14 protein-coding genes, 1 tRNA gene and 1 pseudogene are annotated in these 19,655 nt (G+C 39.9%); 8 read left to right on the forward strand and 8 right to left on the reverse strand.

What is annotated here, in order from left to right; all coding sequences use genetic code 11:
- The first annotated feature begins 17 nt into the window (after nt 1–17).
- The 3 genes from ED557_11665 (at nt 18) to ED557_11675 (ending at nt 4,962) form a co-directional block, all read left to right on the forward strand.
- Nucleotides 18–3,512: an efflux RND transporter permease subunit gene (locus ED557_11665; protein RNC83349.1), complete on the forward strand. Its 3,495-nt coding sequence runs from the start codon at nt 18–20 to the stop codon at nt 3,510–3,512.
- A gap of 128 nt (nt 3,513–3,640) precedes the next feature.
- Nucleotides 3,641–4,048: a DUF4293 family protein gene (locus tag ED557_11670; GenBank protein ID RNC83350.1), complete on the forward strand. Its 408-nt coding sequence runs from the start codon at nt 3,641–3,643 to the stop codon at nt 4,046–4,048.
- Nucleotides 4,048–4,962, forward strand: a complete 915-nt coding sequence (locus ED557_11675; protein RNC83351.1) for a DMT family transporter — start codon at nt 4,048–4,050, stop codon at nt 4,960–4,962. The genes ED557_11670 and ED557_11675 overlap by 1 nt, the downstream gene beginning before the upstream one ends.
- On the opposite strand, the gene ED557_11680 is transcribed toward ED557_11675, so the two are convergent.
- A complete protein-coding gene (locus ED557_11680; GenBank protein RNC83352.1) occupies nt 4,950–7,394 on the reverse strand; it encodes a TonB-dependent receptor in 2,445 nt (814 codons plus the stop codon). The genes ED557_11675 and ED557_11680 overlap by 13 nt on opposite strands.
- Before the next feature lie 176 nt (nt 7,395–7,570).
- Between ED557_11680 and ED557_11685 the strand changes: the two genes are divergently transcribed.
- Nucleotides 7,571–9,082 (forward strand): lytic transglycosylase F, encoded by a 1,512-nt coding sequence (locus ED557_11685; GenBank protein RNC83353.1) that lies wholly within the window; start codon nt 7,571–7,573, stop codon nt 9,080–9,082.
- Here ED557_11685 and ED557_11690 read toward each other — a convergent pair.
- The 3 genes from ED557_11690 to ED557_11700 are packed head-to-tail and all read right to left on the reverse strand — an operon-like array spanning nt 9,079 to nt 11,581.
- Nucleotides 9,079–10,800: a hypothetical protein gene (locus ED557_11690; protein ID RNC83354.1), complete on the reverse strand. Its 1,722-nt coding sequence runs from the start codon at nt 10,798–10,800 to the stop codon at nt 9,079–9,081. The two genes, ED557_11685 and ED557_11690, sit on opposite strands and share 4 nt — an antisense overlap.
- A 6-nt stretch (nt 10,801–10,806) precedes the next feature.
- Nucleotides 10,807–11,229, reverse strand: a complete 423-nt coding sequence (locus ED557_11695) for an ATP-binding protein (protein ID RNC83355.1) — start codon at nt 11,227–11,229, stop codon at nt 10,807–10,809.
- Between the two features lie 10 nt (nt 11,230–11,239).
- Nucleotides 11,240–11,581 (reverse strand): anti-sigma factor antagonist, encoded by a 342-nt coding sequence (locus ED557_11700; protein RNC83356.1) that lies wholly within the window; start codon nt 11,579–11,581, stop codon nt 11,240–11,242.
- 413 nt (nt 11,582–11,994) lie between these two features.
- On the opposite strand from ED557_11700, the gene ED557_11705 reads away from it, so the two are divergent.
- Nucleotides 11,995–14,022, forward strand: a complete 2,028-nt coding sequence (locus ED557_11705; protein RNC83357.1) for a hypothetical protein — start codon at nt 11,995–11,997, stop codon at nt 14,020–14,022.
- A 168-nt stretch (nt 14,023–14,190) separates the two neighbouring features.
- Here the strand turns inward: ED557_11705 and ED557_11710 are convergent, their stop codons facing one another.
- Complete coding sequence (locus ED557_11710; protein RNC83358.1) at nt 14,191–14,676, reverse strand: SPOR domain-containing protein; 486 nt, start codon at nt 14,674–14,676, stop codon at nt 14,191–14,193.
- Between the two features lie 170 nt (nt 14,677–14,846).
- On the opposite strand from ED557_11710, the gene ED557_11715 reads away from it, so the two are divergent.
- Nucleotides 14,847–15,134 (forward strand): hypothetical protein, encoded by a 288-nt coding sequence (locus ED557_11715; GenBank protein ID RNC83359.1) that lies wholly within the window; start codon nt 14,847–14,849, stop codon nt 15,132–15,134.
- Between the two features lie 93 nt (nt 15,135–15,227).
- Entirely contained in the window at nt 15,228–16,859 is a 1,632-nt protein-coding gene (locus tag ED557_11720) for a sodium/glucose cotransporter (protein RNC83360.1), read from the forward strand.
- A 101-nt stretch (nt 16,860–16,960) separates the two neighbouring features.
- Here the strand turns inward: ED557_11720 and ED557_11725 are convergent.
- From ED557_11725 to ED557_11735, 3 genes and pseudogenes are all read right to left on the reverse strand, one after another.
- Nucleotides 16,961–18,106 (reverse strand): annotated as a pseudogene (locus tag ED557_11725) (hypothetical protein).
- A 28-nt stretch (nt 18,107–18,134) separates the two neighbouring features.
- A complete protein-coding gene (locus tag ED557_11730; protein ID RNC83361.1) occupies nt 18,135–18,419 on the reverse strand; it encodes a hypothetical protein in 285 nt (94 codons plus the stop codon).
- 234 nt (nt 18,420–18,653) lie between these two features.
- A tRNA-Arg gene (locus tag ED557_11735) sits at nt 18,654–18,726 on the reverse strand.
- Nucleotides 18,727–18,842: 116 nt separating this feature from the next.
- Between ED557_11735 and ED557_11740 the strand changes: the two genes are divergently transcribed.
- Nucleotides 18,843–19,655, forward strand: a complete 813-nt coding sequence (locus ED557_11740) for an SDR family oxidoreductase (protein ID RNC83362.1) — start codon at nt 18,843–18,845, stop codon at nt 19,653–19,655.

A 19,655-nucleotide genomic window follows, 5' to 3' on the forward strand; every position in this document is an offset into this window, starting at 1 on the left:
TTAATTCGGAAATCATTATGAGTACCGAAATTCAACAAAACGGAAATCATACAAACGGAGCTGAGGCTTCAAAAAAGGGAACCGGGATTCGAAAAGAGTTCAAGATTTCATCCTTTTCTATCAACAACCGGATAAGTGTATTAGTACTGGTTGCATTGGTGGCAGTGATGGGTATCGTTTCGTATCTGACTATCCCAAAGGAAAGTTTTCCGAGTATCAATGTTCCTAACATTTTTGTGGTAACAGTTTATCCAGGTGTATCTCCCGAGGATATGGAAAGTCTGGTAACACGGAAGCTTGAAGATGAATTAGGGAATATCTCGGAAGTAAAAACGATGACCTCTACCTCTTCGGAAGGCTATTCAAATATCAACCTGGAATTCGACCCAAATGTTGATATCGAAGACGCTCTTCAAAAGGTGAGAGAAAAGGTTGATCTGGCTAAACCAGAACTACCTGAAGATGCAGAAGAACCTGTTGTTCAGGAGATCAACTTCTCGGAATTCCCCATCATGAATGTGAACCTTTCAGGTGAATATGATGAGGTAATCCTTAAAGAAATTGCGGAAGATTTACAGGATAAAATAGAAGCAATTCCTTCTGTATTAGGTGTAGATCTTACTGGTGGATTGGAACGAGAAGTTCAGGTTGATGTGGATCTTGCCAAGATGAAATACTACGGAATCACTTTCGGGGACATCATTGGGGCTATTGCTCAGGAAAATGTGACTATTCCCGGTGGTGATATTTCTGTTGGTACCAAAAAATTCCTGCTTCGTGTTCCCGGGCAATATGATGATACTCAGCAACTGGAAGACATCGTAGTAAAAGGAGAATCCCAAAGCCCGATTTATATTCGTGACGTTGCCAGTGTAACATTCGGATTCAAAGACAGGGAAACCTATTCGGAATTAGAAGGGGCCCCGGTAATTACACTTGGTGTTAAAAAGCGAACAGGAGAAAACATTCTCGAAACGGCTCAGCGAACCAAAGCAATTCTGGATGAAGAACTAGCTGTTTTACCACCTACCACTACTTATAACATTACCAATGATCAAAGTATTGATGTAGTAAGTATGGTGAGTAATCTGGAGAACAATATTATTTCAGGGTTAACCCTTGTTGTCGGTGTTCTGTTATTTTTTCTAGGGGTAAGAAACTCATCGTTTGTGGGTATTTCTATTCCACTCTCCATGTTTCTTTCATTCATAATTCTGGGAGCGGTTGGTATTACCATGAACATGGTAGTATTGTTCTCACTAATTCTTTCACTTGGGATGTTGGTAGATAATGCCATCGTGGTGGTGGAGAATATTTATCGTTATCTGGAAGAAGGATATGATAATTTTGAAGCAGCCAAGAAAGGAACCGGAGAGGTAGCCATACCGATTATTGCCGGAACCATGACCACCATTGCAGCTTTTGCACCGATGGTATTCTGGCCGGGTATTGTAGGTCAGTTCATGAGCTATTTGCCAAAAACTCTAATCATTACACTGGCGAGCTCTCTGGTAGTAGGTTTGGTCATCAACCCTGTGATTTGTGCGTTGTTCATGAGAGTAGATGGACAGGAAAAGAAAGCGCAGCTAACAAAAGGGGGTAAAAGGATACTGATTATTGGGTTCTCAATAATTGCATTACTGTTGTTGGCCTCAAGTTTTATTACCTGGGTAATGTTAATCGCGCTTGGTGCAATATTATGGTCGATTAATAAATACGCGCTTGAACCAGTTGGACGTTGGTGGCAAAGGGATGGATTAAACAAGCTAATTGCCAGATATGAGAGAACGCTTACTTGGGCATTAAACCATCGCATAACTACTATTGGAATAGCGGTTATCATTCTTGTATCCAGTTTTATCCTACTTGATGCATTCAACCCTGGTACAGAATTCTTCCCGGAAGATATTCCTCCTCGTGATGTATATGTTCAAATTGAAACTCCAATCGGATCTGATGTTACCTATACAAAAGAGATCATTGATGAGGTAAGAGACCGGGTTCAAAACCTCCCAAATATTGTGGATGTGAACAGTGTTTTAGCCACATCCGGCGCATTAATTACAGCTGATCCTGCTTCCAGTGGGGGAGGAAATACTCCAAATAGGGGAACTGTTGCGTTAAACTTTGTTGACTTTCAGGAGCGAGAAGGTGATGTATTTGATGCCATGGAATTCCTTCGTGATCATATGAGTGAAAATATTGTTGGAGCTAACATTACCGTTGAAATGCCGCCTAATGGACCTCCAACAGGAAAGCCAGTAAATCTTGAGATTTCTGGAAATGATATGGAGCAACTTGCTTTGATCTCAGACGATGTTCTTAAAATTCTTGAGGCCGATTCTGTTTTCGCAAAAATGGATGGACTTGAATCTGATTTACCTGAGCCCCGACCAGAGGTAAGAGTGGAAGTGGATCGCGAAAAAGCGGCTCTTTACGAGCTTAACACCAATACTATTGGGATGACGATCAGGCAGGCCATTAATGGTGTAGAAGCATCTAAGTTCCGTGATGGAAAAGAGGAGTATGACATCATTGTAAGATTGAATGACGAGTATCGTGATGATATGAGTACCCTTGGTGATTTGACCATTTTCCATGAAGGGAATCAGATTCCGCTTTCAGAAGTGGCCACGTGGGAAGTAAAAGATGGTCTCGGAGGGATTAAACATAAAGAAGCCGAGCGTGTTATTACCATTAGTGCGGATGTACGTTCAGGATACCAGGCAAATGCCGTATTAGCTGAGGTACAGGGAGTACTGGCAACCTATCTTGATAATTTGCCTCCTGGTTATACTCACGGCTGGACTGGCCAACAGCAGGAACAAGATGAATCATTTGAGTTTCTTGGAATAGCATTCTTGATCGCTCTTTTCTTAATCTCATTCATTCTTGTATCTCAATTCAATTCAGTTGCAAAACCATTGATTATCCTAAGCTCGGTAATTATGTCAATGGCCGGGGTTTTCTATGGATTGGTAAGTTTCCAAATGGCATTTGGACTCATGGCTTTCCTTGGTATCATTTCCTTGGCCGGAATTGTAGTGAATAACGCAATCGTATTGATTGACTACGTGGATATCCTAAGAGAACGAGATGGTCTTAGTCTTCGAGATGCCCTCATTCAAGGAGGTAAGGTACGTTTCCGTCCTGTAATTTTAACGGCAACTACAACGGCTTTAGGGTTAGTGCCACTAGCGGTTGGATTCAACTTTGACTTCATCGTGCTTGTAGCAAACCCTCTTGAATTCTTTTCTAACCTGAGTTCATATATCTACATGGGTGGAGAACAGGCAGCCTGGTGGGGTCCAATGGCAATTGCTGTAATTGTAGGCTTATTATTTGCGACTGCTTTGACTCTTATTCTGGTGCCGGTACTATACAGTATTATTGAGCGTACCCGAAGAAGTATTAATAGAGTAATGTTCGGTAAAGAAGAGCCGGGTCTTATTAAAGACCAAAGTTCACTTAACTCAGAAGAGCCTGAGTTACAACCCGAGCTAGCTCAGTGATTCGAAACCAGGATCAAATAAAAAAGCCCCGATCATATCGGGGCTTTTTTATTTCCAAAAATCAAAGTGTCTAGAAATAAAGCCAAAAGCTTTATCTTTGCACTCAACTTGAACCTAATTGAAAAAGATTGATTCAGCGTATTCAAACTGTTTTTTTGTCCCTGGTAGTGTTTTCTAATCTGGGAGTATATTTCACTCCAATTTATACCCATGCTATGAACGACCCCCAGCAGTGGATCGGTTTTGGGTTAGCTATTTCATTACTTATTTCTTCCCTACTTGCTGTGTACACAATTTTCTTATTTAAGAATAGGAGAAATCAAATTGCCTGGACTAAACGAACGGCATTTGTTCAGGTGATAGCAGTGGGTTTAGCGGTTGGTGTATTCTTTTCATTAGGAGGTATAGGAACCTACTTGTGGGATGAGGCCATTGGCACAGGATTGATTGTTTTAGGTATCATTTTTCTATTACTAGCTTTGCGCTCCATCAGTAAAGATGAAAAATTGGTAAAATCTATGGATAGGATTCGTTGATGAGTACTCCAACTTCGGGAGCTTACTCCAAAACTAAAGTCTATTCTTTACTTATTTTTGGAATTACTGCAATTGGTTTTTCGCCGATTTTGGTAAAATTTGCTACCGGAGAGTCAGCGTTTATGGTAGCAGCCATTCGAACTGGTTTTGCCTTTTTGCTTTTGTTACCTCTTTATCTAGCAAAGAGACCTGAGCTAGATAAAAGAGAAGTCCCTAGAAAAGAGAAAATAATGGTGGCTGCATCAGGGATTTTACTTGGAGTCCACCTTATCTGTTGGATCGCTTCGATCTATTATACCTCGGTAGCTTCTGCTTCAGTTCTTGTTACCATTCACCCAATTGCTTTGATCGTTTTTGAGCGGTATGTCTACAAATTCCGTTTTCCAATAACGGTTTGGGTTGGCGTTATCACTGCTTTTGCCGGCTCTGTGGTATTAGGGTATTCAGATTTTGAGTCTGATTCTATTCACCAAAACCCTCTGCTGGGGAATAGCCTTGCTGCATTAGCGGCATTTATTTTTGCTGGCTATTTCCTCATCGGAAATAAAGTTCGACAACACCGAAACTGGTTGGAATATGTTTTCCCAGTGTATGGCTGGGCAGCATTAACCTGTGCGGTCGCTTTATTTATTATTGATGGTGTCCCAACTCATGTGAGTGGTTTAGTAGTTCTATTGGGTTTTGCACTCGCTGTTGGGCCACAAATAGCTGGGCACGGGTCGCTAAATTATGCGGTCAAGTATGTTTCGCCTACACTAATAGCTACACTTATTTTATTCGAGCCAGTAGCATCTTCCGTAATGGCATTTATTTTTTTCGGAGAAATTCCCCTGCCTCTTTCTTTCGTAGGAATGGGTATTATCCTGGTAGGGATTTCTTTAACCTGGGCAAAAAAGTCCGATCAGAAAGAATAGCTGACTGTAGCAGTATAGTTTCTTCCCATTCCGTCCAGACTACTCGCATGTTCACGGTAAGCAGCATCGGTCAAATTATCCGCAATCAACTTTATTGAAAAATGATCAAGAGCTTTATAGTTGATAAAGAGCTGTAGGTTCACAAAGCCGTCCGTTCCGTTTTGCGAGATGCGGATATCACCAATCTCATCGGGAGAAATTCTCCGATGAGCAAAAGCATAACGTGCTTGTGGCCGAATAGACAGTTTTTTTACCGGAGAGTAATCAAGGTAGAAAATTCCATTAGCAGGAGGTACCCGGTCTGCTGGTTCAGAAGTGCCATTTTCGTTTGTTAGATTACCCCATGTATAGGTAAAAGTAAGACCACTTTTTAATGTCGGGTTCACCTGATAACTCCCACGGAATTCAATTCCTAACAAGTCCATTGAATTGGCATTCTCATTAGTTACCTCATTATATACCGCAAAGGGATCCGGGCTTGTCGCTGGGTCTACCAGGTTTCCATATTCATCTACAATATTACCGGTTTCAATGCGTGTAATCTTGTCAAAATAGTGCAGCCAGAACGCATACATCTCTGTAAAGAAACGATCACTCTGGTATTGAATTCCAATATCAAAATTCCCTGTTTTTTCAGGTCTTAACTCCGTATTAGGGGTTTGAAACTGATCGCTACGTCGGATACCAACTTCAGATAAATCTGAGATATTCGGAGCTCTGAAACCTGAAGAAAGATTACTTAAGAAAATAATATCCTTACTTAGTTTGTAGGTTAGGCCAACAGAACCGGTTAATTGGCTATAACTGGCTGAATAGGGGTCATATCTTCGATCAGTCAAAATTCCTTCAAAAGGGATGCTTGCATAAGTCTGTGAGTAACGAACACCATATTCCATACTCAACTTTTCCGAAACTAATTGATCAATTTGAGCAAATAAGCCGGATAGTATATACACAGAGCCATCAGGGTAGCGGGGAAGCTGGACCTGACCCGTATTAGAATGCCTGCTACTTTGTACCCGATCAAAAGATACGTCGCCCCCCCATTTCAGATACATATTTTTCGATAAGGCAGAACGAATATCAACAGAGAAGTGGTACTGATTACTCGTATTTTGATCGAAATTGGTTGTATCACTAATCTCAAAGAGATAATCTCGTTCAGCGATATTTACTGAATATTCAGGGGCATTATTAAACGCGAAATCCTGTTCTTTTCTGAAATCTTTAAGTCTGAAATAGCCTCCTTTAATTCCGATTGATTCGAAGGCTTTACTAACCTTGGAGGTTCTAAATTCAACCGTATTTCCCCAGAAAAGGAGCGGCGAGGTATTGGAGTAGTATCCAAATTGTGGAGTGAGTTCAGATTCTTGTGCTTCGATGCTAAAACCCAAAGTGATTCGATCTAGCCGCGCTGCATCCGGAATTTCTCCATAATAACTCACAACGGTCAAATCAGATTCAGTGGAGGTCTTGATTTTAGATGAAAACTGCATTGACTTAAAAGAATAATCAGCATTGGAAAGCGTAGCATCGTAAGGGAACCAAAGAGCTTCTTCGGTACGTGAACTCATCTTATAATAGTCGAAATCTCTAAGGCTTCCTCCAAGAAAAAAAGATGCTTTTGGGGTTTGGTAAGCAAACTTTCCATGTACAGTTTTTTCGCCATTACCTTCAAAATTAAAGGTGCTTACTAAATCTCCGGATAGTTTTGAATCTTCGGAGAAATCATAAATAATAGGGGAGATATTAACTCCACCAGATAATGCATCACTTCCGTAATAAACAGAAATTGGTCCTCGATAAACATCGAGTTTATTAATTAGAAGAGGATCAATAGCTCCGAAATATTGGTTCTGACCTGATCGTACAAACGAAGGGTTCATCCTCATACCATTAAAAAGATATAGTACGTCCCTTCCCGCTCTACCCCTAATATAGATACTTCCCTGTCCAACACTTGTTTGCTGTACGAAAACCCCACTCTCGGCACGCAAAAGCTCCACAGCAGTCACAGTAGATTTATCAGAAAGCTGTTCTATAGTAACGGAACTACGTGCAATAGGAGATGTATTGGTAATAGGGTTTATTGTTCTGTCAGGCGCGATTACTATCTCATCGAGAGAAAGTACGGTGGGCTTCATAAAGAAGGCCAATGTGGAATCGGATCTGTAAACCTGTAGGGAGCGGCTTTCATATCCGAGCACACTTAGTTCAAGCGTAACCGGAAATGTAGAATATGGGAGGGAAAATCTACCATCCTGATCGGTATTTGTACCAAGGTCTGTCCCTACTATCGAAATGTGTACATCAGAGATAGGAGAAAAATTCTTAGAATCTTTTACAATACCGCCTATTTGCGCATTTGAAAGGGAATAAAAAAGCAAAGAAAACAAACACACAAAAACATAATAGTGCGCTGTTTTCATCATGAATCGTAGATGTATATCAAATTGGTTTTTATTCGTTTATGGGAGAGTAGTATTAAGCTGGAAAAATTAATTGTTTTTAACGAATACCTGAAGTATGATCAAATACACGTAAATTGAGATGCTTTAACGGAATTCTAGGAACATAATTTTGTTGTTCTAGAGGTTCTTGATGTTTTATGGATGTAAAAGATAACATATCATTAAAACAAAGTAGAGTAGTAGTCATTTTTTCTTTGGCTCTCTTCTTAGTTAGTTGCTCATTAGATAAGGAGAAAGAGTATAAAACGATAGAGCCAGAACTTCTTACCACCACAGTTTATGAACCAGTTGATCGTGATCTGGCGCAAATAAAACAAAGTGGTGTGCTCAGAATGATTACTAGCTATAGCTCAGGATCTTATTTCTTGTATAGAGGGATTCAGGTAGGATTTGAGTACGAGCTGGTAAAAGAGTTTGCCCAAAAAAATGACATGGCTCTCGAAGTGATAATCCCTGCCGAAGGAGAAAATCCGTACGATCTTCTAAACAGTGGGGCAGGAGATTTGATTGCTGCAAATTATACCATCACTAACGAAAGAGAAGAGTTGGTAAATTTTACCCGTCCCTATAACCTGGTTAATCAAATTATAGTGCTTTCTGAAGGGCTGGGTGTAGAACCAGAAAGTATCTCTGAGCTTTCGGGGATCCCTATCACGATTCGAAGGAATAGCTCATATTTTCAGGAATTAAAGAAGCTTCAGGATGAGGGGTTTGATATCCAAATAAATGTAGTTTCAGAGGATATGGATACCGAAACCCTACTATTCCAGGTTGCGAATGGAGTGTATGAAGCTACTGTGGCTGATGATAATATTTTCTATGCCAGCAATAAATATATGAGTGGTTTGATAAGGGGACCTATAATTGCAGAAAACGATGAAATTGCATGGGCGGTTAGAAAAAACTCTTCGGATCTAACTACAAAGATGAACCAGTTCTTGTATCAGCATTTTAAATATGCTGATAATGGAGTGCCAAAAAGGTCTGCATTTCTGAATGTGCTTAGGAAGAAGTACTATGAGGGTAGTTCTCAGATTGCTGATTATTTTAGCCCTGAGTTTCAGAGTAATCAGTATGGATTGATATCTCCTTATGACAGCTTAATGCAGGTTGTAGCTAATGAATTTGATCTGGATTGGGTAATGCTTACTGCCATAGCTGCTCAAGAATCCAGATTTGATCCAAGATCGGAAAGCTGGGCAGGAGCGATTGGTATTATGCAGGTTCTGCCAAGATTTTCAGATGTCCCTTTCGATTCATTATTCGTTCCTGAACACAATATTCGTGAAGGCGCAAGAATTATAAAAGCGCACTTAGAGCATTATGCCTACATGGATTCTACAAATCAATGGCAATTGGCGTTGGCAACTTATAATGCTGGTATGGGACACCTGGCAGATGCCCGCAGATTGTCGATAGATCAAAACTTAAATCCCAATGAATGGGAGAGTGTTTCAGAATCATTACTTAAGCTCATGCAGAGAAGGTATTATCAGCATGCTCGTTATGGCTTTTGTCGGGGTATCGAGACCGTTAGGTATGTGAATGAAATTATGAATCGCTATGGTACATACCAGGCTATTTTGGCTCTTAACAATTCCCGCCCAGCAAATATTCAGGGAGTATTTGGGATAAAAACCCTGAATTAATTCACTTTCAGTACGATCATAGTAATATCATCGTACTGAATATTATCAGAGAAAACGTTGATGTCTTCGATGATTGCCTGCATAATCTCTTCTGAAGACTTCCCTTTGTTTTTTTGGATACACTCTATCAGGCGTTCCTCTTCATACTCTTCTGTTTGATCGGGATTCATAGCCTCTGTTACCCCATCCGTAAAAAATACGAGCAAGTCACCAGATTGAAATTCTATTTCTGAACATTCATAAGGCATAAGGGTAGGCATTGCTCCAAGTATAACACCACCTTCTTCTAACAGACTCGGCTCCTTTTGTCCATCTCGGAATAACATGGGAGGATTATGCCCGGCATTTACATATTTAAATCTCTTTCCGTCATTAGAGATTTTTCCCCAAAAGAAAGTAATGAACTTATCAGGGGGGGTGTTTTCGTGGATGATATCATTAATACGCCCAGAAGCTTCCTCGAGTGTCACACTTAAAGGTGCAAGGGCATGTAACATTGATTGAAGGTTTGCCATTAATAAGGAGGCAGGAACCCCTTTTCCAGTCACATCAGCTATAGCTAATAAATGCCCTTCATCCTGAAGCTTCAATAAATCGAAATAATCGCCTCCAACCTGCCTGGAAGAAACATTAATTGCGGCGATGTCAAAACCGTTAATTTCCGGTATTGGATTAGGAAGTAATCCTTCCTGAATAGTTTTTGCGAGGTTCAGCTCTTCTTCAAGGCGTTTTTTCTCGATTCTCTCTTCAAGAAGGAGCGTTTTTTGAATGGCTAGTAATGCAAGATTCCCTAATGATTGCAAAAAGGTGACTTCAGCATCTCCATAGCCCTCCTTTGTGGCTCTTGGTCCAACACCAACAATTCCTATTTTTTCATTCTGAAAACGAAGTCCTATCAATAGCTCAATACTATTTTCTTCTAAAAAACCACAACCTTCTGAGCCATTCACATGAGTAATGTCATCAAGTGTAAATAAGTGATCAAGCTCTTTTTGAGCAGGTTCGTCCTTAATGCCACTTATTGAGACAATGGTTTTGTGGCCGTCAATATCTAATGCAAAAAAGAACGTTCGAATAAGCATTTGACCAAGCATGGCAAATTTGAAGGATTTCGCTATCTCGTTCAAATCGACCATCAGGTTAAAGTCCTTACTTAATTCCAGTAGGGTGTTTAGATCGTGTACTTTTCGATCCAGTCTACGGTTTATAAATCGTAGCTCCTGGAACATTCTGGAATTAGCAATGGCTACTGATGAAATGATACTCAGACTTTCAATGAATTCAAGTTCATGCTCAGTAAGAGGTTGTTTATTTCCTTTTGGTCCAAGGCAAAGAAAACCTAAATGATGGTTGCTTGTTTTCAGGTTAAAAAGGACACTCTCTTTTTCTATACCAATGGTGGTAAACACTTCTTCATACTTCTCACCATAAATAACGGATTGCTCCAAAACAGAAGAGGGGAACTCCGCTTTAAGTTCATCCTCTTCACCAAGCCATCCTCGGCCTTTAGATTTTGATACAAAATATGCTTCATCACCGGGTTTGTGAATAAGAATCATTCCTTTGGGAACAAGGAGTTTTCCCATGGTGATGAGAAGGAGGTTGTTTAGAACAAAATCCGGATCCTGAGATTCAATGAGAAGGCGGCTCGTTTCAAGAAGGGTACGTAATTCGAAACGACTATGGCGCTCTTCGGTGGTTAAGGGTGAAGAACTCATGGCACCTCAGAGGTTTTTTACCATTCGAATCTCATTCATCTGACCTTTCCTGTTGTACTGCACCTGATCCATTAGCTTTTGGATTAGAAACACACCCATTCCGCCTCTCTGCTTGTTTTTAATTCTCTTTAGGATATCTGGTGCCTGGTACTCTTCGGGCTTAAAGCTTTCACCTTCATCCAGGATTGAAATCCAGAATTGAGAAGTATTTGAGCCCAGCTCTATAGTTACAGGTTTTGAAGGTATATTTTTATAAGCGTGTTTAATGATATTAGTATAAGCTTCATCAACAGCCAGTCTAATTTCAGAAATCTCTTTTTCTTTTAAGCCCAGGCCTTTAGCATGTTCAGCAACAAAATCCCGAACCTCAGCAAGATGCTTTGTCGAGGAACCGACGGATAAAGTGTATATGTTATTTGTTGCTGCCACTTCTAACTGCTTAAAACCCGCCTACTGCTTCTTGTTCATCATCGTGAATATCATACAATGTTGGGAACCCAAGCAGGTCAAATACATTGTAAACACGATCATTCATGTTTGTGAGCTTAATATCTCCTCCCAATCCTCGTACATCTTCAATGTAAGCCATAAAAACACCAAGTCCGGCGCTGGCTATATATTCTAATCGGGAACAGTTGACGATAATCTTGTAGCGTTGTTCGTCAATAAGGGATTTGAGAGAGTTTTCAAGCTGCGAAGCGGTATGAGCATCCAATTCTCCACTAATGTCCAGCACACTTATGGACTCAACTTGCCGCAAAGCAATATTGAAATTTTTCATTTTTATTTAGTTAAAATGTTTTCGGTGTGTTTCTACTAGTGATAATAAAGGAAACCGGAGAATTAGAAAAATAAATCACCGGCAAGCCTTGTACGAGGAGTTTCAAAAAAGATTCAAAAAATTTTTTCAAAAAAGAAATTGCTCATCTCACGTTCCGGATGTAACAGACGGTCTATCCAATAATGGTGTTTCAGTCTCTTAATTACATTTTTTGTTACAATCCTATTGAAGGAATCCTAAGGATTTATGCACTTAAATACGGAAGCTAGTAAGGTTTGTAAAAATGGTTTTCTTCTTTAATGCAGAAATTAGATTTTATACTTCACCTCGCTACAGAGTATATGATTTACCAATTAAGTTTCAATTTCATTATGAAATAAAGAGCTGCTCATTATTCAAAAAAACTCATATTCATGAATCCGCTCAGAAAAAAATTAAGCTCATTTTTCGTTCTTTCTTTAACCATGTTACTTGTTACATGTGAGCTCAATAATAAAGAAGAACCTTTTTTACTAGGCAAAGGCTATGGGATAAACAATCCTACTTTGTTGGTAAATGATATAGAAGAGACCATTAGCCACTATAAGAATACCCTTGGTTTCAATGTACGGGGCAATCCTTCCAAAGGAGGGTTTGAGGGCTCCGTATCTTCATCTATTTCATTCGGAGATATGACGAATTTTGAATTTCTCTCGGTCAATGATACTGTAGAACAAAGTTCGGTTCCTTCTTTTATCAATAACTATTTAGCATCTAATGAAGGTATTCGTCTTTTTTCTCTTTCCAGTTCCTCAGTCGATTCTACTTCGGGATGGTTGAGTTCAAAAGGTTTTGATATGGATTCAATCAAAGCCTACCGCACTACCGTGGAAGCAGATGGATGGTCCAGAGATAATGGTGGGCCTAATCGAAAAAGCCTCGATTTTGATTCGGATACTCCTCCCGCACATCTGCCTCGTTTTATCGAAAAAACAACCTTTGATTATCAAGCAGCAAGCGATCAATGGAGAACCTATTACAGTTATACAAGAATGTCAGCAAATCACCCGAATGGTGTGGTAGGAATATCAGCCTTACGAATTGCTGTTGGTGATCTTCAGTCTGCAAACGAAGAATTCCAGCAAATGGGTTTCGAAGTTCTTGAACAAGATGAGAACATGGTGAGGTATAAGCTTATTAGAGATCAAGAGCTTCATTTAGTTGCTGCGGGAGATAATGAAGTACTCAACGAATTTATAGAAGAACGAGGAGAAGGAGTTTTTGCGATACGTTTTGAAGTAAGCGATTTAGATTCTACATCCCGTTTTCTTGAAAGCACCCTTGCAGAAGGCGCGGCAAATATTAACGATGGCCTGATCACAATTTCTCAGGATCAAGCATTTGGTGTTCAACTAGAATTTATACAAGAACCGGAAGAGCAGAAAGCAATGGCAGAGATGTTGAGCTTAAGAGGAAAACTAGATTCCAAAGCCCTGGATCATGCCGCTAATATATACACTAAGTATTGCTCTCTTTGTCATGGAGATAACCGGCAAGGCTATGCTGCTGATAATGCTCCCTCTCTTCGTTCGAAGTCTCTTCTTGCTACCAGCAAGAATAATAATTTTATGCGCTATACCATTCAATTTGGTCGGTCAAACACAGCCATGGCTGGATATCTGAGTACTCAGGGAGGTCCTTTAGAATACATAGATATCGAAATACTTTTGAAGTGGTTATACGAGAAGGCCGAGGTGGATGAAGCCATTGATGTATCAAGAGAACCTGTATATGGTGATATCGCACAAGGTGAAACTATTTATTCCCAAAGCTGTGCTAGCTGCCATGGAGAAAAAGGAGAAGGGGTAACTGCACCTGCTCTGGGCAATCCAATGTTGCTGGCTACGGCTACGGACCATTTCCTTCGTTACGCAATAGCTGAGGGACGTGATGGAACACCTATGATTGCTTTTAAAGACAGCTTAAGTGATGATGAACTTGATGCAGTTACTGCTTTTCTCAGGAGTCGGGCCTCTGGTTGGGATGTGCCTGAACCCAGTAATGTTACTGTCCCTTCTCCTGAAGAATATGTTATCAATCCGGATAACGAAAGCCCGGTATTCAATCTAAGAGATGATATATTTGTTTCAGCAGAGCAAGTGAATGAAGCGCTTAAGGAGGAAAAGAAAATGGTAATCCTCGATGCCCGATCCGAAGTAGCCTGGCGTCAAATGCATATTCCCGGAGCCATTCCGGTACCTTACTACGAAGAGCCAGAAAACTTCGTTAATGATATCCCGAACGATGATACCCAGATCGTTATTTATTGCGCATGTCCTCATGCCGCTTCACTACGCGTTTTTAATACCCTAAAGCGGAATGGTTATGAAAACATATCAATAATTGATGAAGGTATTTTGGTTTGGGCTCAGATGGGATTCCCGGTTCGAAACGGGAAATAAATAATTCTCTCTAAGGAATAGTTAGGTCATGGGTAAAAAAATAGCCCATCACATGTTTCGGATGTAATGGGCTGACTATTCATCAAGAGAGACGCTACTTGAGCGTGCCTCTAATTACGTAAATGCTTGGCAGATAAACAACTATAAAAACTCAGAGTTTGGGAGGCATTAATCTTTATTTGCTACCCAGAAACCAGTATTGAGTTCGGTGGCTAGTGTAGTACCAAATTCTTTTGCAGAATCTTGCGTTTCAAAATAACCGACCCGAACCCTGAACCAAACATCCCCGGTTTCTTCATTACCGGTTTTGATCACATATGCACTTGGGTAGTTTCGGTCAGCCCACTGGTCTACAAATGATTGAGCTTTTTCTTCGGATCTCCATGACCCAACCTGAACTACATAAGAACCTTCTTCAGAGATTGATCCGGAATAAGCAGGGGTAGTTTCTTCAGCAAGTTCTGCTTCATTCGCAGCATTAGTACTATCTTCAAGGGCTGCCATCATTTCAGCTACCTTTTGGAGTTCGACTTGTCGAAGGGAGTCGAGCCGGGCTTGTTCACGAGCCTGACGTTCCGCTTCTGATTCTCCGCAAGCTGTAAATGTCATGAAAGTAACTGCTAGCAGCAAAGTGTAGAGGCTGATATTTTTCATGAGGGTAAGATGATTAAATTTAAATCCGTTTTTAATTCATTAAACATACATTTTACCTTCCTGTTTCCCAAATGCTTATTGTACTTAACGAAAGTTTAAAAATTGAAGAAAATTTGAAACTTTAGATAGTAGAAAGCGTGCGTTAACGGTCTAATTAAATCGTCGATATCATGTCAATTATGGGATTTCTGTTATTGCTGCTGATTGCTTCAATCTGTGGTGGAATTGGGCAGAGCATAGGTGGATTTAAAATAGGAAGCGGAGGATGTATTATGTCCGCGGCAGTAGGTTTTGTTGGTGCCATTATTGGGCGCTGGATTGCAAGAGAGTTAGCATTTCCTCAATTATGGACCGTACATATTGATGGAGAACCTTTTCCAATCATATGGTCCATTATAGGAGCAGCCCTTCTTACCGCTGGTTTAGGCCTCATTTTCAAGAAAAATGATTCCAAGTAAGTAATCATAGCTCAATAGCTTAAGAAAATTCACTTATTAGAAATAATTCCTTTTATTAGCCGAGGCTTTCATAACTAATCGATCGGCTTATTCATGGAAATTATTGACATTATTGTATTCGTCGCCTACGTGCTAATGATTGTAGGTATTGGACTTTGGGTTTCAAGAGACAAAGACGGACATCAGAAAAATGCCGAGGATTATTTTCTGGCGGGGAAATCACTTCCATGGTGGGCTATTGGAGCCTCATTAATCGCAGCCAATATTTCTGCCGAGCAAATTATTGGAATGTCAGGATCTGGATTTGCCGTAGGTCTCGCTATCGCCTCTTATGAGTGGATGGCTGCGGTAACATTAATCATTGTCGGTAAGTACCTGCTCCCAATTTTTATAGAGAAGAAGCTCTATACCATTCCGGAATTCATTGAGCACCGTTTTAATACTACCCTGAAAACCATTTTGGCCATATTCTGGATTGCTCTGTTCATCTTCGTGAATTTAACCACGGTTATCTTTTTGGGAGCAAAAGCCCTTGATACGATATGGGGAACAGGAGATGGAAGCTTATTAGTAATCTGCCTGATTGGACTGGCGCTAATCGCAGCAGCGTATTCATTATATGGTGGACTTTCGGCAGTTGCATGGACAGATGTAATCCAGGTAGCATTGCTAGTGCTAGGAGGGCTGGTAACCACATTAATTGCTCTTCATCATGTAACTCCGGAAGGAGGAATTTTAAATGGCCTGGTTCATATTTATGATGTAGCCGATGACAAATTCCATATGATCCTGGATCGCTCGAATCCGGAATTCCAGAATCTTCCAGGCATAGCGGTGCTAGTGGGAGGTATGTGGGTAGCCAACCTTTACTATTGGGGATTCAACCAGTACATCATCCAGCGGACATTGGCAGCTAAGTCATTAGAAGAATCACAAAAAGGGATTGTTTTCGCAGCCATTCTAAAACTGATCATTCCTTTGATTGTTGTGATTCCGGGAATCATAGCCTATGTATTGTACTTCCAGCCTGAAGGTACTTCCAACATTCCTGGTGTGCTAGAAGCATTTACAAAACCCGATGGCGGCATTGATAATGATAAAGCCTATCCATGGTTAATTAGCGTATTTGTAACCCCCGGCTTTAAAGGATTAGTAGTGGCAGCATTAGCAGCAGCTATTGTTTCTTCATTAGCCTCTATGCTGAATTCCATTGCCACCATCTTCACCATGGATATTTATAAGCCCTATATCAACAAAGAAGCTACGGATAGGCAAACCGTAAATGTGGGTAGAATTACAGCTGCGGTAGCACTTGTTATTTCCGTATTTCTTGCCCCACAATTAAATAGTGTTCCACAGGTATTCCAGTACATCCAGGAATACACTGGCCTGGTAAGTCCCGGAATCTTAGCAGTATTTATGATGGGGTTATTCTGGAAGAAGACCACAACCAAAGGGGCTATTGTTGGGGTGCTTTCCTCGATTGTAGTAGCTCTGTTGCTTAAGATTCCAGAGGTTGGACTACCCTTTCTGGATCAAATGTTCTACACCCTGATCATAACTATAGTGATTATTGCGGGAGTGAGCCTGACTACTAATCCTCATGATGACGATCCTAAAGCCATCATTACTACTTCTGAGACCTTTAAGACTAGCAGTACCTTTAATATTGGAGCCTATGCGGTATTAATAATCACCGCCTTCTTATATGCAGTGTTCTGGTAGGAAGTGACCCCGCCGGGACTATTTTTTTTAAGTGTCATAGTGCTTAATAGTCTGTTATCATTAGTGTAAGTATAGTTCGAACAACCAATTAAAAATTTGTCTCATTCACTTATTATTCCTTCCCTTTCTAAAACTTCTCTTACATCTTCAAACACAGCTTTAATATTCCCTTTTGGAAATCTAATCTGTCCCAATCCTTGGATATTTGTGAATTCTTTACACCCATCCTCTAAAAGAACAATTGCACGATTGAAGCCAAGTTTTCCTTGAAATAGCCCTGCCTCATGTATAACGTTCATTCTGGCTTGTAAACTTCCATCAGCTTGCTCATCTTCGGCGGTCATTACCAAAAAGGCGAAAGCGGCGGCATCTAGCATTTCTGATAATCGAGCAATATTTGTAATTCCAGCAATTGGAACCCTGTTAAATTCATCCCAAGGTAAATTCAAACGGCCTTGAATAAAATCTTTGAGATTCTTCCACTCTTTTGAACCTCCGTGACCAATAAAAATATTTGTACCAATAAATTCTTCTTTTTTACCCTTCGTAGACAACCTCTCTATATGAGAAGCTGCTTGATGAAGAAGGTTACTTAGTTTCTCACTACACTCTGCTGGATGCTGAATTTCAAGGATTTCGGCAATGATTGCTAAATGGGGTGGTGCATTAAAACCTTGAGAAAGAGCAAGAGTGTCTCTGGAAAAGAATTTTCCGGCAGGTTTAATAGCCTGAATAAAATCACTTGTTGAGGCTATTTCTATTTGCTCAGCATTGTCTAATATTTTACTTAAAAAACTATCTTCTTTTTCTTCAAGTACAGTTTGTAATATCGAAATTACCTATGGTTGGATATTTTCAAAAGTTTTTTTTATAGACTTTGATATTTCTTTGTACTCTTTGAAATCAGAGAAATTTGCATTTCTTTTAATTACTTCCTGTACGTCATCAAAATCGTATTCCTTCCAATATCCTCGAGTTCCGTAACCCATATTATCATATAGTCCCCATTCACTACTAAAATGAGCTCCGGAGGGTGGTGGTTGAAATTCTTTATAGTAAACACGAGAATGATAGCCCATCCAAGAGCCAGACCATGACTTACTAACTAAATTAGAACTCTCATTTAATCTATCTAAAGGTTTTTGGTATTTATCAATTTTAAAAGACTCTACTTGCTCATCTAATTTCTTTTTCAAAAAAATTAGTTCACTCGAAAGTGAGCTTAGATTTGACCTACTCTTAGTCATTTATTTCCTACGATTGATTCACAATTAATTAAGCTACTAATTCCTTATTTAACTCTTCGATAGTCAGTTCTATCTCCTTTCCAAATAGTTGGTAAATTTTTCCAATTCCACCATTAGTCTCAATGATACCAATGGGTATTTTGTCAACGAAAAGTATGTAATCAGCAGGCCCAGAATCAGTGGGATATTCACATATTGCTATACCTTTACCCAGAGTAAAATCAATGGCTTTATAATTTTGAACAACCCATCCTGATTTCTGCAAAGCTAAATCTATATCTCTCCGAGCAATCTGTTCTGGTGGTAGTGGCATTCAAACAACCTTATTCATATTCGAGCAGATAATAATTAAAAGGGTTGGCTTTTTCATTATTATTATACTTAATCATAGGAAAATGAGATACTTACAGAACTAAGAAAGACAAATATAGGTTCTGAATACTTTATATATGTGATAGGTCAGGGAAATCTTCAGCTATACCTTTAACCTTGTGATAACTAATTCATATATAAGAAATATATTCTATTATTTATACTAATCTAAAAGTGACCCCGCCGGGACTCGAACCCAGATCTAGAGCTTAGGAGGCTCCTATTCTATCCAGTTGAACTACAGGGTCTGATTAGATAGCACAGAATATAAGGCCTTTGTATTTAAAAGAGTTTTAGCGAAAAAAATGGTAGACTCAGCGGTGGTTCAAATCTTGGAAAAACTAACTTGATAACATTTTATTAGATGACTTCTTCATTCAAAGAAAAGGTTATAATTGTTACTGGTGGAGGCGGTGTACTTGGAGGTGCAATCGCATCTGGGTTCGCTGAGATGGAAGGAGAGGTGGTCATTTTAGGTCGTAACCTTGATACCCTTAGCGACAAAGCAAGAGAAATTCACGATCAGAAAAGTAAAGTAGTACACTGTTTGCCTTGCGATGTGCTTGATCGTGAGCAATTAGAACAGGTAAAAAAAGATATTATCTCCCGGTTTGGTTCCATTGATATTCTGGTCAATGCAGCTGGAGGAAATCGAAAAGGAGCGACCATCGCTCCAGATCAAACCTTCTTTGATTTGGATACAGACGATTTTGAAAAAGTCGCAGACCTTAACCTAATGGGGACCGTATTACCCTGCCAGGTTTTTGGAGAGGTTATGGCAAAGAATAAAAAAGGGGTAATTCTTAATGTTTCTTCAATGGCTGCGGATAGAGTAATAACTCGTGTGATGGGTTATTCAGCTTCAAAGGCAGCGGTCGAAAATTTCACAAAGACCTTAGCTGTTGAAATGGCTCATAAGTTTGGAGAAGGAATCAGGGTAAATGCTATCGCTCCAGGGTTTTTTATTGCGGATCAAAACCGTGAGCTTCTTACAAACCGGGATGGAAGTTTTACGGATAGAGGAAAAACGATCATTCAAAATACTCCAATGGGAAGATTTGGAGAAAAGGAAGAAGTAGTGGGGGCATCTCTATTTCTGTGTAGTGAGGCGGCGAGATTCATCACAGGAACAGTACTTGCCATAGATGGAGGCTTTAGTGCATTCAGTGGAGTATAA

The sequence above is a fragment of the Balneola sp. genome, assembly GCA_003712055.1.
In the GTDB taxonomy this organism is placed as follows: Bacteria; Bacteroidota; Rhodothermia; order Balneolales; family Balneolaceae; genus RHLJ01.

Bases quoted from the DNA above. Each gene is read 5' to 3' on its own strand.
- ED557_11720 (RNC83360.1), top strand. From the start codon at position 15,228: ATGGAAATTATTGACATTATTGTATTCGTCGCCTACGTGCTAATGATT.
- ED557_11730 (RNC83361.1), bottom strand. From the start codon at position 18,419: ATGCCACTACCACCAGAACAGATTGCTCGGAGAGATATAGATTTAGCT.
- ED557_11710 (RNC83358.1), bottom strand. From the start codon at position 14,676: ATGAAAAATATCAGCCTCTACACTTTGCTGCTAGCAGTTACTTTCATG.
- ED557_11665 (RNC83349.1), top strand. From the start codon at position 18: ATGAGTACCGAAATTCAACAAAACGGAAATCATACAAACGGAGCTGAG.
- ED557_11700 (RNC83356.1), bottom strand. From the start codon at position 11,581: ATGAAAAATTTCAATATTGCTTTGCGGCAAGTTGAGTCCATAAGTGTG.
- ED557_11685 (RNC83353.1), top strand. From the start codon at position 7,571: ATGGATGTAAAAGATAACATATCATTAAAACAAAGTAGAGTAGTAGTC.
- ED557_11705 (RNC83357.1), top strand. From the start codon at position 11,995: ATGAATCCGCTCAGAAAAAAATTAAGCTCATTTTTCGTTCTTTCTTTA.
- ED557_11740 (RNC83362.1), top strand. From the start codon at position 18,843: ATGACTTCTTCATTCAAAGAAAAGGTTATAATTGTTACTGGTGGAGGC.
- ED557_11680 (RNC83352.1), bottom strand. From the start codon at position 7,394: ATGATGAAAACAGCGCACTATTATGTTTTTGTGTGTTTGTTTTCTTTG.
- ED557_11715 (RNC83359.1), top strand. From the start codon at position 14,847: ATGTCAATTATGGGATTTCTGTTATTGCTGCTGATTGCTTCAATCTGT.
- ED557_11690 (RNC83354.1), bottom strand. From the start codon at position 10,800: ATGAGTTCTTCACCCTTAACCACCGAAGAGCGCCATAGTCGTTTCGAA.
- ED557_11675 (RNC83351.1), top strand. From the start codon at position 4,048: ATGAGTACTCCAACTTCGGGAGCTTACTCCAAAACTAAAGTCTATTCT.